The organism is Micromonospora sp. L5 (assembly GCF_000177655.2).
Taxonomy (GTDB): domain Bacteria; phylum Actinomycetota; class Actinomycetes; order Mycobacteriales; family Micromonosporaceae; genus Micromonospora; species Micromonospora aurantiaca.
Genome location: NC_014815.1, coordinates 4549085 through 4564452, shown reverse-complemented (window position 1 = coordinate 4564452; position 15368 = coordinate 4549085). Strand labels below are relative to the sequence as shown.

The window sequence follows — 15368 nt, the reverse complement described above, 5'->3', positions numbered from 1 at the left end:
CCATCCTGGTGTCACAGCGTCACCTCACCGGTGAGCCCGAAGTAGTCGTGCCACTTGCTGCTGGCACCGAAGGTGGTGCCGGTGGACAGGGCGACGTAGACGTCGTTCGTGGCGCCCTTGGTGAAGACGATGAGGTCGTCCTTGCCGTCGCCGTTCGCGTCGCCCAGGTAGGGGAACTCGCCCGGCAGGCAGAAGAAGTCGTGCCACTTGACGGTGGTGCCGGCGAAGCCGGTGCCGGTGGAGGTGGCGACGTAGACGTCGGCGTCGGCGTTGCAGGTGAACGTGACGACGTCGTCCTTGCCGTCGCCGTTGACGTCCCCCACCCGCGGCTGCTCGGCACCCACGGCGAACAGGTCGTGCCACTTCTGCGGCGCCCCGAACGACGTGCCGGTGGACAGCGACACGATCACGTCCGCCGCTGACGCGGGGCCCTGGGTGAAGGTGATGATGTCGTCCTTGCCGTCGCCGTTGACGTCGCCCAGGGCGGGGAACTCCCCGGCGATGGAGAAGTAGTCGTGCCACTTCACCGCCGTGCCCGAGAACGACGACCCGGTTGACAGCGCCACGTAGACGTCCGCCGTCGCGTTGTGCGTGAACGCGACGATGTCGTCCCTGCCGTCGCCGTTGACGTCACCGACGGCGGCGATCTCCGCACCGGGGGCGAACCAGTCGTGCCACCGGCCCGGCGACGTGAACGCCGACCCGTTCGACAGCGCCACGTACACGTCGCCGGTGTTGCCGTGCGCGAACGTGACGATGTCGTCGCGGCCGTCACCGTTGACGTCGCCCGTCGACGCGGTCTCCCCGCCGATGGAGAAGAAGTCGTTCCACTTCACCGACGTTCCGGCGAAGCCGGTTCCGGTCGACGTGCTCGCGTACACGTCGGCGGAGGCGTTCTGGGTGAAGGTGAGGATGTCGTCGCGGCCGTCACCGTTCACGTCCGTCGACGAGCCGCCTGCCATGCCGTGGGTACGCGCCGCCTGGTTGAGCAGCGTGCGCGCGGTCCCCGCCACCTGGTCGTACCGGTCGGGGAAGCCCGATCGCTGGACGCACTGGGCGACCTGGCCCGCCGTGTAGCCGGGGTTGTTGCGGTCGCAGGTGATCGCACGCGTGACGTACTGCGTGGTGGCGTAGACCGGGTCCATGATCTGCTCCGGCGTGCCCCAGCCGTAGTCCCAGCGCTGCTGGAACACGCCCAGGCTGGACTTGTCGCCGCAGGGCAGGTTGTTCATGTGGGACTCGACCCAGCCCGCCTCGAAGGTGGAGAGCATGACCTTGTCGTTGACGTTGTACGACCGGGCCACCCGGTAGACGATCACGGTGACGGCGGGGTCGTGGGTGGCCGGGACGGACGGGCAGGCGAGCGTGCCGATCGGTACGGCGGCGGCCGGCGCGCCGGCCGCGCCGGCCGCCGTGACGGTGCAGAGCGCGACAAGCATCGCCAGCAGATTTCGTCTCACCGTGCTCCTCGGGGGTGGGGGTGACCAGCGGCACCGGGCGAGAAATCGATTGCTGACGAGTCTCGTAGTCACCCACATCGATGTCAATAGCGGCGGCGGGACGCGATCGACCCGGTCGGAAATCGATTGCTGGACGGGTATAGGATTCCGTGCGATCTCCCGCGGTGGCGGTCTCACTCCGGTACGTCACCATCCGACGGGGGCCGGGCCGGAGCGCCCGGGCGACGACGACGGGAGCGCGATGACGACCATCTACGACGTGGCGCGTCGCGCGGGAGTGTCGCCGGCGACCGTCTCCCGCGTCCTCAACGGGCGTGCCTCGGTCGACCCGGACATGGCCGCCCGGGTACGGCAGGCCGCGCAGGACCTCGACTACCGCCCGAACGCCGTCGCGCGCAGCCTGCGCCGCAGCCGGACCAGCCTCTGGGCGGTCATCATCTCCGACATCGGGAACCCGTTCTTCACCTCGATGGTGCGCGGTGTCGAGGACGTCGCGCAGGAGGCCGGCTTCTCGGTCGTGCTCTGCAACGGCGACGAGGATCCGGAGAAGGAGGCCCGCTACGTGGCGGCGGCCCTGGCCGAGCGGATGGCCGGGGTGATCATCTCCTCGTCCGGGCGGCCGGCCCTGATCAGCCGCCTGGTGCAGGCCCGCATCCCGGTCGTGGCGATCGACAGGCAACCACGCGGCGTCGAGGTGGACACCGTGCTGGTGGACAACACCCACGGCGCCGAGCAGGCGACCGCCCATCTGGTGGGCAGCGGCTACCGGCGGATCGCCTGCATCACCGGCCCACGCCGGATCTCCACCGCCATGCAGCGGCTGCGGGGCTACCAGCGGGCGCTGAAGGCGAGCGGACGCCAGACCACCGAGGACCTGATCCGGTACGCGGACTTCCGCGAGGAGGGCGGCTACCGCGCGATGGCCTCCCTGCTGGAGACCGCCGAGCCGCCGGACGCGGTGTTCGCGGCGAACAACCTGATGACTGTGGGCGCCCTCGAGTGCCTCGTGGACAACGGCATCGGCGTGCCCGACCCGTTCGGCATCGTCGGGTTCGACGACATCCCCTGGGCGCACCTGGTCCGGCCCTCGCTGAGCACCGTCGCGCAGCCCACCTACGACCTGGGGCGCACCGCGGCCACGCTGCTGGTCGAGCGGATTGCCGACCCGGCCAAGGCACCCTCGACAGTGGTGCTCCACACCGAGCTGCGGGTACGCGACAGCTCGGCACCGTCGGCCGGCCGGCAGGGCCACGCGGTGGGCCGTGCCCGGTCGCGCGGCACTGCCGCCGGCTCGCTCAGATCGTGACGTCCCCGCACAGGTGCACCCGTACGCCCAGCTCGGCGAAGAGGGCGGCCTTGACCCGTAGCGCGCGGTCGGCGGTGCCGGCGTCTGGCGCGTAGACCACGTTGACGTGGTTGGCCTTGTGCCGGGCCATCAACTGGTCGCGGCCCACGCCGTGCAACACGGCGTGCATGATCGGCCATTGCGGTGTGGTGGCGTCCAGCCGCCGCCGGGTCTCCGCCTCGGGCAGCGCCACCACCGTGCCGCGCCCGAGGTCGACGTGCAGGCCGCCGTCCATCACGAACACGCGCGACCAGACGATCTCCCCCGGCTTCGACACGCCGCTGAGCGTGCCGCCGCCGAGCGGGAAGTACATCGGCGGCTGACGCATGCTGTATGACCTGTCGTAGCCGCCGTTGTGCGACGCGGGCACCGCACCGGAGATCTCGAAGACCCAGACGAAGTGCTCGCCGTACTGCTGCCCCCAGCGGATGTCGTGCAGCGTCGTCGCCGGGTCCAGGCCCATCGCGGTCCAGATCCGGTTGGTGACCAGCGAGTCCACGGCGACGCCCTCGTCGACCTCGTTGAAGTGCGGCAGCGCGACGCCCGGGTACAGCTCCCGGGAGCCGTCCCGGCTGGTCACCGGGGGGCGTTCGATGTTGTTCAGCAGCCCCTCGGCCAGGTCGCTGGCCGGCACGGTGTCCTTGAGCCCCTGCTGGTACTGGATCCCGACGGCGTCCAGGCCGAAGTCGTCGGCGATGCGCAGCGCGGCGACGTACATGCGGCACTGGCTGAGCAGTTGGGCGTACGTCAGCTCGGTGGCCTCGTCGGTGCCGGTGTGGAACGTCATCCCGGCCGCCTCCAGCCAGGCCAGCACCGCCCGCGCCTCGGTGTCGCGCACCCGCGCCATCTCCGCCACCAGCGCGCTCTGCGACAGGCGTTCCTTGAAGACGCCGAGCGGGTTGAGCAGCTCGTCGTCGATGATGGCGTTGTACATGCCCATGCAGCCCTCGTCGAAGACGCCGATGACGGCCCGCTCGGAGACGAGCTGCCGGGCCAGCGCCACGCCGAGTTCGACCTCCTCGTCCGGCCGCAGCACAGGCAGCGGGCGTACGTGGCTCTCGTCGTGCGTCACCCGGCCGGTCTCCAGCCACTTCTTCAGGCCGTCGCGCGCCCACTCGTCGGTGAAGTCCTCGCTCCACAGCGTCGAGTACCGCACGCCCGCCTTGGTGAGGCTGCCGGCGAGGTTGAGCAGGCCCACCAGGCCGGGGTACTCGCCGCTCCAGTTCGCCACCAGCAGGATCGGCCCGCGGTGGGCGCGCAGCCCGGCCAGCACGTGGTGGCTGTACTGCCAGACCGCCTCCACCACGACGAGCGGCACGTCGGCCGGGATGCTCCGGAAGACCTCGATCCCGGCGCGCTGGCTGTCGATGAAGCCGTGTCCTTTGCCCGGGTCGACGTCGTGACCGCGCCGGACGTGCCAGCCGAGCGCGGTGACCGCGGCGGTGAGGTCGGCTTCGAGCTGCCGCTGGGTGGGCCAGCAGGTGACGTTCGCGCTCAGCCGCAGGTCACCGCTGGCGACTGTGTAGACGGTGCGGGGCGGGGCGGCCGGGCGCTCGACCGGCACGGGCAGTGTGTAACGGGTCACGGGGCAGCTCCCTCGGCGGGCGGACGGTGGGTGGAGCGGAACGCGTCCGGCAGGCGTTCCTGCCGGGCCGCAAGGGCGTGAACCACAGATCGGCTACCGGCGTACAGCTCGCGGTAGAGCCGGTACAGCTCGTCGTAGTCGGCGGCGGGTTCGGGTCGTGGCCGCCGCACCCCGGCGATCGGGTTCCACGTCTCGATCGAGACGTCCATCACGGTCCGGGCGGCCAGGAAGGCGCCGCCGTAGCTGGCGCCGATGGTCTGCGCCGGGATCTGCTGTTCCCGGCCGGTGATGTCGGAGACGATCTGGGTCCAGAGCCCGCCCCGGGTGCCGCCGCCGACCGCGACGATCCGGCGGATGTCGCCGCCAGCCGCCTCGATCGTCTCGATGTTGTGCCGTACCGCCAGCCCGGTCGCCTCCAGCGCCGCCCGGTAGATGTCGCCGGGGCCGTGCGAGAGGGTGAGACCGGCGATCAGGCCGCGGGCCCGGGGATCGAGGATCGGCGTGCGTTCCCCGGCGAAGAACGGCAGCATCAGCAACCCGCGGGCACCGGCGCCGGAGCGTTCGGCGAGGCGGAGCAGCTCGGTGTGGTCGGTGCCCGCCACCAGGTCGCGTAGCCAGCCGGTGATCGCGCCGGAGGTCGCCATCCCGCCGGCCAGGTTGCGGGTGCCCGGCAGCGCGCCGACGGTGCCCCACAGCGACGGGCTGGTCAGCCGGTGCGGCACGGTGTGCACGAGGAACATGGTGGTGCCGTACATGAGCATCAGGTCGCCCACGCCCTGCGCACCCACGCTCAACGCCTCCGACCAGGCGTCAATCGTGCCCGCCACCACCGGAACGCCCTCCGGCAGGCCGGTCTCGGCGGCGGCCCCGGCCGTCACCTCACCGGCCACGTCGCCGGGCCAGCACAGTGGCGGAAGCTCCAGTCCGGGTGCGAACGGGTCGATCCACGGCCGGTACCAGTCCTGGGCCTCGGTGTCGTAGAACGGCGTGCACTGGCTTGCCGAGTGGTGATCGAGCAGGTAGCGACCGGTGAGCCGGTAGGCCAGCCACGAACTGGGCATGAACAGCCGGCGGGCACGGGCGAACAGTTCCGGTTCGGTGTCGGCCACCCACGCGATCTTCGGGCCCGCCGCCTGGCTGGACAGCGCCGACCCGCACCGCTGGATGATCTCGTCGGCGCCGAACCGCTCGTTCATCCGCTCGATCTGCTCCCCGGCGCGGGTATCCACGCCGTAGAGGACGGCCGGGCGCAGTGGAGTGCCGCCGGCGTCGGTGAGCAGCACGCACGGACCCATGCCGCTCACCCCGACCGCGCACACCCGGACGTCACCCGGAGCCAGCAGATCCCGGCTGAGGGCGACGAACTCCCGCCACCAGATCCGGCCGTCCATCTCGGCCCGGCCAGGGCCGGGCCGGTCGACCCGGTGCTCCAGGACCCGGGCCCGGACCAACCGCCCGTCGGGGTCGACGAGAACCCCCTTGCTGCTCGACGTGCCAATGTCCACGCCGAGCACCACCGGCGCCGCCCGCCGCACGCTCGCGCTGCGCATCCCGGCCCCCGCGCTCAGAGGCCACCGAGCTTCGCGTACGCCTCGGCGGCGTTCTCCCTGGTGATCCGCATGGTGCCCAGCGTGGTGGTACGCGGGACGTCCTCGGCGCAGTCGACGAGGATCTTCCGGGCCAGCTCGACCGCCTCCCGGCCGCCGGTGGCGTACTGGAACGTGGCGGCGAGGCGGCCCTGCTCGACGGCCTTGATCCCGCCGGAGGGCACCGGCAGCGCGTCGATGCCGGTGAACTTGATCCGCTGCGCCTTGCCCGCCGACTTCGCGGCGAGGTAGGCGCCCTCGGCCATCGGGTCGTTGTGCGCGTAGATCGCGGACACGTCCGGGTGGGCCTTGATCAGCGCGTCCGCCACCGACTGTCCCTTCTCCCGCAGCCAGTCGCCGGGCTGGGAGGCGACGATCTGGATCTTCGGGTTGGCGGCGATGCCGTCGCGGAAGCCCTGCGCGCGCTCGGCGGCGGGGGTCGAGCCGGGCAGCCCGGCGATCTCGATCACCTTGCCGCCGTCGGGCAGCAGCGTCGTGGCGTAGAACTCGCCGGCCGCCTTGCCGATCGCCACGTTGTCGCCACCGATGAACGCGGTGTACGCCTCCCCCTCGACCTTGCGGTCCAGCACGATCACCGGCACGCCCTGGTCGTACGCCTTCTTCACCACAGCGGTGAGCGGCTTGGCCTCGTTCGGCGAGATGATCAGCAGGTTGATCTTCTGGGTGAGGAAGTTCTCCACGTCGGCGACCTGCTTGCTGTTGTCCTGGGCGGCGTCGGAGACCACGACGCGGAAGCCGGGCACCGACTTCGCCGCCGTCTGCACGTCGTTGTTCATCACCTGCCGGTACGGCTCGGCGTTGTTGGCCTGGGACATGCCGATCAGGAAGTCCTTGCCGGCGCCGCAGGCGCGGGCCCGCCCGGCGTCGTCGGACGGCTTCTCGACGCTGCACCCCGTCGTGATCGCCAGCGCGCCGGTGACCAGCAGCGCGAGCAGTGTGGTTCGCTTGTCCATCGGGTGGCTCCTCGGAGTCGGTTCGGTCAGGCGATGCCGCGGCGCAGCTTCTGCAGCGCCGCCGCGAGCACGATCACCAGTCCTTTGATCAGCAGCTGGACGTTGGCGTCGATGTTGTTGAGCGCGAGGATGTTGTTGAGGATGCCGAGCAGCAGCGCGCCGGCCAGGGTGCCGCCCATCGAGCCGGAGCCGCCGGCCAGGCTGGTGCCGCCGATGACGACAGCGGCGATCGCGTCCAGCTCGTATCCGGCGCCGTCGTTCGGGCTGCCCTGGTTGAGCTGTCCCGCGTGCACCACTCCGGCCACCGCCGCCAGGAGGCCGGTGACGGCGAACACGGCGACCTTGACCCGCGTCACCGGCACACCGGAGAGCCGGGCCGCCTTCTCGTTGCCGCCGATCGCGCAGACGTGCCGGGCGAACGCCGTCGTCCGCAGCACCACCACAGCGGCCACCCCGATCAGGACGAACAGCACCGCCGGCACCGGGAGCACGCCGTTTATCGAGCCGTTCAGCAGTTCGAAGGCGGGCGGCGCCTCCTGGGGTCCGTCGCCGTAGGCGATCGGGATGCCGAGGCCGCCGGACCAGATCCGGGCGATGCCCCGGGCGACCTGGAGACCGGCCAGTGTCACGATGAACGACTGGATGCCGAGGCGGGCCACGGCGTACCCCTGGAGCGCGCCGAACAGCACGCCGATCGCGAGCACGGCGGCGACGGCGGGCAGGATGCCGAGTCCGGAGTCGACCATGAGCGTCGCGGTGCCGACGGCCGACAGGCCGAGGATCGCCCCGACCGACAGGTCGATGCCGCCCAGCAGGACGACGAACGTCATCCCGATCGCGATGATGCCGATCTCCGACACCGCGCGGACGATGTTCCCCAGGTTGCCGGCGGTGAGGAAGAGGATCTCGCCGTCGCGGCGCGGTGAGGCGAGGATCGCCACGACGAAGATCACGAGCAGCGCGAAGAGACTCTGCACCGCGAAGAGCCGGTCGGCGAGTTCCCGGCGGCTGCGCGGCCGACGCAGCCAGTGGGCCGTCGCGCCGCGCAGTCCGGCCGTACCGGCGGCGGGCGGCGCCCCGGTCACGGCCGGCTCGGGCGGCGGCACTCGGGTGTCGGTCATCGGTCGTCCCTTCCGGCGGCCGGGCCGCCCATCGCCGCCGCGAGGATGTCCTCGCCGGTGCAGCCGCCCGTGGCGAGGTCGGCCACGGCCCGGCCACGGCGCAGCACCACCACCCGGTCGCAGACGCCGAGCAGCTCGGGCAGTTCCGAGGAGGCGAGCAGGATGCCCATGCCGTCGCCGGCGAGTCGGCGCAGCAACCGGTAGATCTCCGCCTTCGCCCCGATGTCGACGCCGCGGGTCGGCTCGTCCAGCAGGAGCAGCCGCGGCTCGGTGAGCAGGTGCCGGGCGAAGACCACCTTCTGCTGGTTGCCACCGGAGAGCGCGCCGACCGGCGTGGCCGCCGACGCCGTCTTGATCGCCAGGTCGGTGACCGACCGCGCGACGGCCGCCCGTTCCCGGCGTCGGCTGACGATCCCGGCCGTGGTCAGCCTGGACAGGGCGGCCAGCACGATGCTCCGGCCGACCGGGTGGTCCAGGACGAGCGCGGAGCGGCGCCGGTCCTCCGGGACGAAGCCGACGCCGGCCCGCAGTGCCGCGCGGGGGCGGCGCGGCGCGTACGGGCGGCCGGCCAGCAGCACCGCGCCGGTGCGGCGACCCGCGGACCCGGCGCCGAACAGGGTCTCCAGCAGTTCGGTACGTCCCGCGCCCATCAGCCCGGCCAGGCCGACGATCTCGCCGGCCCGCACGGTCAGGCTGACGCCGTCCGGCTCGCAGCGGCCGAGCCGGGGCGTCCGGGGCCGCACGGCCAGGTCGGTGACACGCAGCAGCGGGCCGCCGCCGGCGGATCCGGGCGGCGGGCCGGGAGCGCCGGCCGTTTCCGCCGGGGCGGGCTCGAACAGCGACGCGGCCCGGCCGCCGACCATCATCGCCACGATCCGCCGCCGGTCCATCCGGCCGGCCGGTACGACACCGGCGACGGAACCGTTGCGCAGCACCGTCGCGCGGTCCGCGACGACCTCGATCTCCTCCATCCGGTGGGAGATGTAGACGACGCCGACGCCCCGGCGGCGCAGGCCGCCGATTGTGGTGAACAGCCGCCGTACCTCCCCGTCGGCGAGCGCGGCCGTCGGCTCGTCCATGACGAGTACGCGGGCGTCCAGGGCGAGCGCCTTGGCGATCTCGACGAGTTGCTGCTCGCCGACGCGCAGCGAGCCCACCGGGCGGCGCGGGTCGATGTCTGCGCCGAGCCGGTCCAGGTGCTCGCGCGCGGTGCGGCCCGCGGCCCGCCGGTCGACTGTGCGCAGCCGGGTCCGGGGCTCCCGCCCGAGCACGAGGTTGTCGGCCACCGAGAGGGCGGGCACCAGGTCGAGTTCCTGGTGGATGGTCGCGATCCCGGCGGCCTGGGCGGCGGCCGGGCCGGTGAACCGTACCGGCGTCCCGTCGACTGCGACTTCTCCGTCGTAGTCGGTGATCACGCCGGAGAGGATGTTGATCAGGGTGGACTTGCCCGCGCCGTTCTCGCCCAGCAGCGCGTGCACCTCGCCCGCCCGTACGTCGAAGTCGACGCCGTCGAGGGCCGTCACGCCGCCGAACCGCTTGGCCACTCCGGTTGCCGCGACCACCACCCGGCCGCTAGGGCCGGGCGCGTCGCGGGTGTCCACGCCGGTCACGGGATCGCGTTGATCGCGGTGTGCGCGGCGTCGGCGAACTGCACGTCCCGCCGGACCCCGCTCGCGGTCAGACGCCAGGTGCCGCCCGCGTACTGGCCCGGCGCCCAGGACAGGCCGCCGGAGCGCCACAGCGGCTGCCAGGCCGCCATCGCGTGGCCGGCGTCGTACCAGGTGTTGTCGCCGCGCCAGGCCGACCCCCACCGGTGCGCCGCGACCACCGAGAGCCCGTCGCCGGTGCTCATCGTCCAGCGGGGCATGCCGGTGACGTCACCTGTCGGCCGCGCCTCCACCGCCGGGTCGCCGACCAGCGGCGACGCGCCGTCGATGTTGAACGCCACCTCCCACACCGCGGCGGTCGGCCACCCGTTCACCGACCAGGTGACGTCGCTCTGCAACCCGGGGCCGGTCCACCGGGGCGTCACGGTGAGCAGCCAGTCGGCGGTGACCGGCTCGTCGCCGAACGGGATGCCGACCAGGTTGATCCGGGAGCCGTCGGCGGACACGTCGACCCGGTCCGGCGCCCCGGCCCGGTCGGTCACGTCGAACCGGCCGACGGCGAGGTACGGCCCGGTGCCCCGGTGCGACGAGTCGAGCGCGGGACGGTGATTGCCGGCCCCGGCCGGGTCGACGGCCAGCTCGGCGATCCGGGCGCTGGGCCAGGTGCGCACGTCGGCGCGCAGGAAACCGGTGGTCACCGTCCAGCCGCGCGCCACCACGCCGGTCGACCAGGTCAGCGGCGCCAGCCAGAGCCCGCCCTGACCCCAGCCGGCGTGGGTCAGGTACCAGTTCGAGCCGTCCACCACGACCTCGGCGGCGTGCGCGTCCAGCACCGTCACCTTCTCCGCGCCGTCGAAGCGCAGCGGGTCGCGGCTGCGGTAGACGGCCGTGCGCCGGTACGCGGCGCCGTAGTCGGTGCCGTCGCAGCAGACGAACAGGTACCACCACTCCCCCCGGCGCACCACGAACGGCGACTCCGTCTGCCCGCCCGCCCGGCCGGTGTGCGGCGAGGTGTACGCGATCGCGCGGCCGCTCCACGAGCGCAGGTCGGTGCTGGTCCGGTACGCCACGACATGGTTGCCGCCGGACGGGCTCGACGTGGCCGTGTAGTACATGACCCAGCGGTCGCCGACCCGGGTCACCATCGGGTCGCGGCCCTCCCACCCGTCGATGAACAGCGGGTTGGCGGAGCTTCGGGTCCAGGTGAACAGGTCGGTCGAGGTGGCCAGGTGCATGCGGTACCGGGCGTAGTCCGGGTTCCCGGCCGCGTAGAACATGTGGTAGACGCCGTTGTGGTGGACGACGTGCGGGGCCCAGATCCACTGCTCCCCGGCCCCGGGGTCGGCGGCCAGCGCCACCGGCCGTTTCGTCCACGGGCCGGTCGGGGTGGGCGCGGTGGCGTGCCCGAAGACCTTCTCGTCCTGCGGCGCACCGGGTTCGGCGTGGGTGATGCCGAACAGGTGCCACACGCCGGTCTGCTCGTGCCGCACCAGCGTGTGGTCGTTGTAGTACCAGGTCGTCGACTCCCCGGCGCTCGGGTCGTAGACGCGTGTGGACGCGCCCCGCGCCGGTGTCTCACCGAGCGTCTCGTACGGCGTGGTGGTGACCGCCGCGAGCGGGCCGACGCGACGCAGCGTCACCGTGTCCAGCCCGGCGAAGAAGCCGGTGGAGGACGCGGACCGGCCGGTCACCGTGACGGTGAGGCGGTGGGTGCCGGCCGTCAGCGACACCGAGCCCAGCGGCACCGCCCCGGTGCGCTGCACCGCGCCCGCGTACCCGTCGAAGAGCTGGCCGACCGCCACCCCGTCGACGGCGAAGCGCAGCGTGCCGTAGTCGCCGGCCCGGGTGAGGACCGCGCCGAGGTCGTACTGCCCGGCCGGTACCGACGGCAGGGTGAGCGTCACCGCGTCACCGGCGCGGGCGCCCCGGAACCACAGTTGCCGTCCGCCGGACCAGCTCACCCCGCAGCAGTCGGTCTGCGCGCCGACCGGCGCGGTGGCGGAGACGACGGCGAGCGACTCGGCCTCGAACCGGACCGGGTCGTCGGCCGCTGCCGGTCCGGCCGGGACCGCCACCAGGGCCACCCCAAGCAGGAGCGCCGCGAGGGCACGCCGGGCGCGCATCACGACACGCTCGGGCGGGGCAGGTCGGTGCCGGGGGCGAACCGGTCGTGCCAGCGGTTGCCCGGTGGCCCGAATCCACCGCCGGTGGAGAGCGAGACGAACACGTCGGCGGTCAGGCCCCTGGTGAACGCGACCACGTCGGCCCGGCCGTCGCCGTTGAAGTCCCCCACCCCGGGCAGCTCGTCGCCGAAGGCGAAGTGGTCGTGCCACTTCCAGGAGCTCTGCACGAAGCGGCCCCCGTCGGAGAGCGACACGAACACGTCGCCGGTCGTACCCCTGGTGAACGTCACGATGTCGTCCCGCCCGTCCCCGTCCACGTCGCCCACCGCCGGCAGCTCGTCGCCGGCGGCGAAGCTGTCGTGCCACTTCCAGCCGTCCTCCACGAAGCGGGTGCCGTCGGACAGCGACACGAACACGTCGCCGGTCGTACCCCTGGTGAACGTCACGATGTCGTCCCGCCCGTCCCCGTCCACGTCGCCCACCGCCGGGAACTCGTCGCCGAGCGCGAAGTGGTCGTGCCACTTGACGCCGGGTCCGAAGCCGGAGCCGGTGGAGAGCGCCACGTAGACGTCGGCGGCGGCGCCGCGGGTGAAGGTGATGATGTCGGCGCGGCCGTCGCCGTTGACGTCGCCGACCGCCGGGATCTCGGCGCCGACGGCGAAGAAGTCGTGCCACTTGACGCCCGCGGAGTAGCCGGAGCCGGTGGAGAGCCCGACGTAGACGTCGGCGCTGTCGCCACGGGTGAACGTGATGACGTCGGCGCGGCCATCGCCGTTGACGTCGCCGGTGAGCGGCACCTCCGCGCCGACCGCGAAGAAGTCGTTCCAGGGCCGGCTGTCCGGCACGAACCGGGTGCCGTCGGAGAGCGACGTGAACACGTCGGCGGTGGCGCCGCGGGTGAAGTCGACGGCGTCGTCGCGGCGGTCGCCGTTGGCGTCGCTGGTGTTGCGGGTACGGGTGGTGGCCGACACCTCGGCCGAGGGCGCGGCGGCGTTGCCCGACCCGTCGACGGCAACGACCCGGTAGTAGCGGGTCTGCGCGGCCGGCAGCGGACCGTGCCGGAACATGGTGGCACGTGTGGTGCCGACCAGGTTGGCGGCGGTGATCGCCACCCCCGGGTTCCGGGACGCGTAGACGCGGTAGGAGACCACGCCGACGTCGTCGGCGGAGGGGGACCAGGTCAGGCCCAGCGCGTGCACGCGCCCGCCGGCCAGGGCGAGACCGGCGACCGGGGCCGGGGCGACAGTGTCGGTGAACGGCGCGATCATGCTGTCGGCCAGGTATCGGGCGGCGGTCCAGGCCGGCGCGCCGCTCGCCGGGGTGAGCTGGACGGTCACCGCCGACCGGCCCGCCGTCAGCGCCGCGGGCAGTACGAACTCGTCGGCCAGCCAGCGCTGCCTGTCGTTGCCCAGCGGCTGGAGCCACACCCCGGCCGGTGTGCCGTCCACCGACACGGCCGCCTGCTGGTAGCCACCGGCCTGGTCACCGTGGCGGCGCAGCCGTACCCCCTGGTTGGCCGGGTCGATCGCCAGCCGGAAGCGGACCGTGGCGGTGGTGGCACGGACCTGGCCGGTCTGCGGGACGTTGTCGTCGTCGCCCTCGAAGGCGGCGGTGAGCGCGGTCTGGGTCGCCGCGGAGTCGGTGTACGCGTGCGCGGCGCGGCTGGCGGCGTCGCCGGTGACGACGGTGTCGGTCCGGCGCGTGGTCACGGTGCGCTGGGTGTAGAGGAACGCGGTCGAGGCGTACTCGGCGGGCATGTCGTTGGCCGGTCCGTGCTCGATGCCGAAGCGCAGCGCGGTGCCGTACGCCACCGCGTCGCCGATCATCAGCCGGTAGGCGGCGTCGCACTCGTCGGCGCATCCGCCGCCGCGGACCAGGTGCGCGGTGTTGCCGGTGAAGACACCGCTGTACTCGCCGCGGTTGAAGTACCAGCCCGACTCGTAGAAGTCCTCGGTGCCGGTGCCGTAGATCTGCGGCGTGGGCGAGCCGTCCACGTGCACCCGCTCGTCGCCCTCCAGGTAGTTGCGGGTATTGCCGCCGATGATGTGGCCCCGCATGGTCTGCGAGACGCCGACGAACCGGCCCCGGCCGGACTGGTCGGCGATGATCCAGTCCGCGCCGCCGACCGCCTCAGCGCGGCGTGACTGGGTGGTGAAGTAACCGGCGCTGCCGTCGGCGGCGAGCCGGGACGTCCACTCGGCGCCGGGCGCCGACGTCACCTCGACCTCGATGCCGCCGACTGCGGTGCCCGTCGTGTTGACGAGCGTCACGGCGGCGGCGGTGCGGAACGGCATCGGCCACCATGTGCTGTACCAGCCGCCCGGCGCGGAGTCCATGGCGAACATCAGCGACCGTACGGTGCGCTCGCCCAGCCCGGCGCCGAAGAACTCGCCGACCGGGCTGTCCACTGTCGTACGTCCGTCGAACGTCATCCGCAGCCGCAGCCCGTTGAGCGTCGGCGCCCCGGCCGCGGCGTCCGGTACGCGCAGCCGCAGCGCGGTGATCGCGCGTGGCCCGGTCAGGGCGGCCAGTGACACCTGCCCCTGCGCCGGGGCGGTGACGGTGACGCGCGTGGTGGAGGCGCCGGCCTGTGCGGGCTTCGGGTCGCGGGTGCCGGCGGCGCGCAGCAGCGTGACCACGTCGGTGGCCGGGTCGGCCGGATCGAACCGGGGCACCCCTGCCGCGTCGGTGAAGGTCCGGTAGGTGACGTGGTGGAACAGCGGGTTGTTCTGGGTGGTGATCCGCATGGACTCCCGGTAGGGCATGGGCACCTTGACGGTGACGCCGCCGGACGTCTGGTCGGCGTTGCTCACGAGCGGCGCGACGAACGGGCTGCCGAGCTGCCCGTCCACCAGATCCTGGAGGTCGGCCTGGACGACCACGACGCCGTCGAGTTCGACGCGGATCCAGCCGGTGGCGCGGACGTTGCCGTCGTCGCGGGTGAACCAGATCGACTGCACCTCGCCCGGACCGTGCGCCTCGGCGATCACACATCCCCCGCTCCGACGCAGACACGACCAGGTGCCGACGAAGCCGTCGTCGTTGGAGCCGTCGCGGCCGAAGCTGGAGAACTGGTGGGTACGGGTGCCGGCGGCCAGTTCCGGCAGGCGGTCGAGCCGGCGGTAGGCGTCCCAGCCGATCGGGCCCTTGTCGTCGGCGACGGCGAGAGCGGGAGCGGGAGCGGGCGCCGACGTGGCGGCCGGCGCGGCGGCGGACGAGGTCGCGGGCACGGCAACGGCCAGCAGCGCGGCTGCTGCGGCGCCGGCCCAACGGCCGATGCGAAGCCTCATCGGTGTCCCTTCCGAGCGGCCGTAGGAGCATGAGAAATCGATTGCTGGCGAGTTAACTTCGAGACTTCCACGGTTGTCAATACTTTGCGCCCGGCTTTCCCTCCAGGGCAGGAATCTTCGCGGCGGGTCGGCCCGCACGCCGCGCAGCCAGGCCGGGCGGAAGCGACGCTGAAGGAAGTTTTCCGGCAACACTCACCACCCCGGCGGGTATTGACAGGCTCCGAAGTCTGCGGTTTCACTTCTCCTCAGCGCCACCGTCCCGCCGATCGGGGCGCCA

At 72.7% G+C, this 15368-nt stretch carries 9 protein-coding genes; 1 reads left to right on the top strand and 8 read right to left on the bottom strand.

The annotated features are described in order from the left end of the window. Positions 1-11: 11 nt before the first annotated feature. Positions 12-1460 carry a VCBS repeat-containing protein gene (locus ML5_RS21400; RefSeq protein ID WP_013476125.1) on the bottom strand — a complete coding sequence of 483 codons (1449 nt, stop codon included), beginning with the start codon at positions 1458-1460 and terminating at the stop codon, positions 12-14. 241 nt (positions 1461-1701) lie between these two features. Here ML5_RS21400 and ML5_RS21395 point away from each other — a divergent pair, with 241 nt between their 5' ends. Next, a complete protein-coding gene (locus tag ML5_RS21395; RefSeq protein WP_013476124.1) occupies positions 1702-2766 on the top strand; it encodes a LacI family DNA-binding transcriptional regulator in 1065 nt (354 codons plus the stop codon). On the opposite strand, the gene ML5_RS21390 is transcribed toward ML5_RS21395, so the two are convergent. Genes ML5_RS21390 through ML5_RS31835 form a run of 7 tightly spaced genes read right to left on the bottom strand, consistent with a single transcriptional unit; the run spans position 2756 to position 15091 of the window. Further along, complete coding sequence (locus tag ML5_RS21390) at positions 2756-4390, bottom strand: fucose isomerase (RefSeq protein ID WP_013476123.1); 1635 nt, start codon at positions 4388-4390, stop codon at positions 2756-2758. The two genes, ML5_RS21395 and ML5_RS21390, sit on opposite strands and share 11 nt — an antisense overlap. After that, positions 4387-5940, bottom strand: coding sequence for an FGGY-family carbohydrate kinase (locus tag ML5_RS21385; RefSeq protein ID WP_013476122.1), 1554 nt, complete (start codon positions 5938-5940; stop codon positions 4387-4389). Before ML5_RS21385 ends, ML5_RS21390 begins: the two co-directional genes overlap by 4 nt. A gap of 14 nt (positions 5941-5954) precedes the next feature. Continuing rightward, the gene (locus tag ML5_RS21380; protein WP_013476121.1) at positions 5955-6950 is read right to left on the bottom strand and encodes a substrate-binding domain-containing protein; all 996 of its coding nucleotides are present in this window, start codon (positions 6948-6950) and stop codon (positions 5955-5957) included. 26 nt (positions 6951-6976) lie between these two features. Beyond that, complete coding sequence (locus ML5_RS21375; RefSeq protein ID WP_013476120.1) at positions 6977-8071, bottom strand: ABC transporter permease; 1095 nt, start codon at positions 8069-8071, stop codon at positions 6977-6979. Beyond that, a complete protein-coding gene (locus ML5_RS21370) occupies positions 8068-9681 on the bottom strand; it encodes a sugar ABC transporter ATP-binding protein (protein WP_013476119.1) in 1614 nt (537 codons plus the stop codon). The genes ML5_RS21375 and ML5_RS21370 overlap by 4 nt, the downstream gene beginning before the upstream one ends. Beyond that, on the bottom strand, positions 9678-11801 hold the full coding sequence (locus tag ML5_RS21365) for a family 43 glycosylhydrolase (RefSeq protein ID WP_013476118.1): 2124 nt from the start codon (positions 11799-11801) through the stop codon (positions 9678-9680). The genes ML5_RS21370 and ML5_RS21365 overlap by 4 nt, the downstream gene beginning before the upstream one ends. After that, on the bottom strand, positions 11801-15091 hold the full coding sequence (locus tag ML5_RS31835; RefSeq protein WP_013476117.1) for a DUF2961 domain-containing protein: 3291 nt from the start codon (positions 15089-15091) through the stop codon (positions 11801-11803). Before ML5_RS31835 ends, ML5_RS21365 begins: the two co-directional genes overlap by 1 nt. Between the last annotated feature and the right edge of the window lie 277 nt (positions 15092-15368).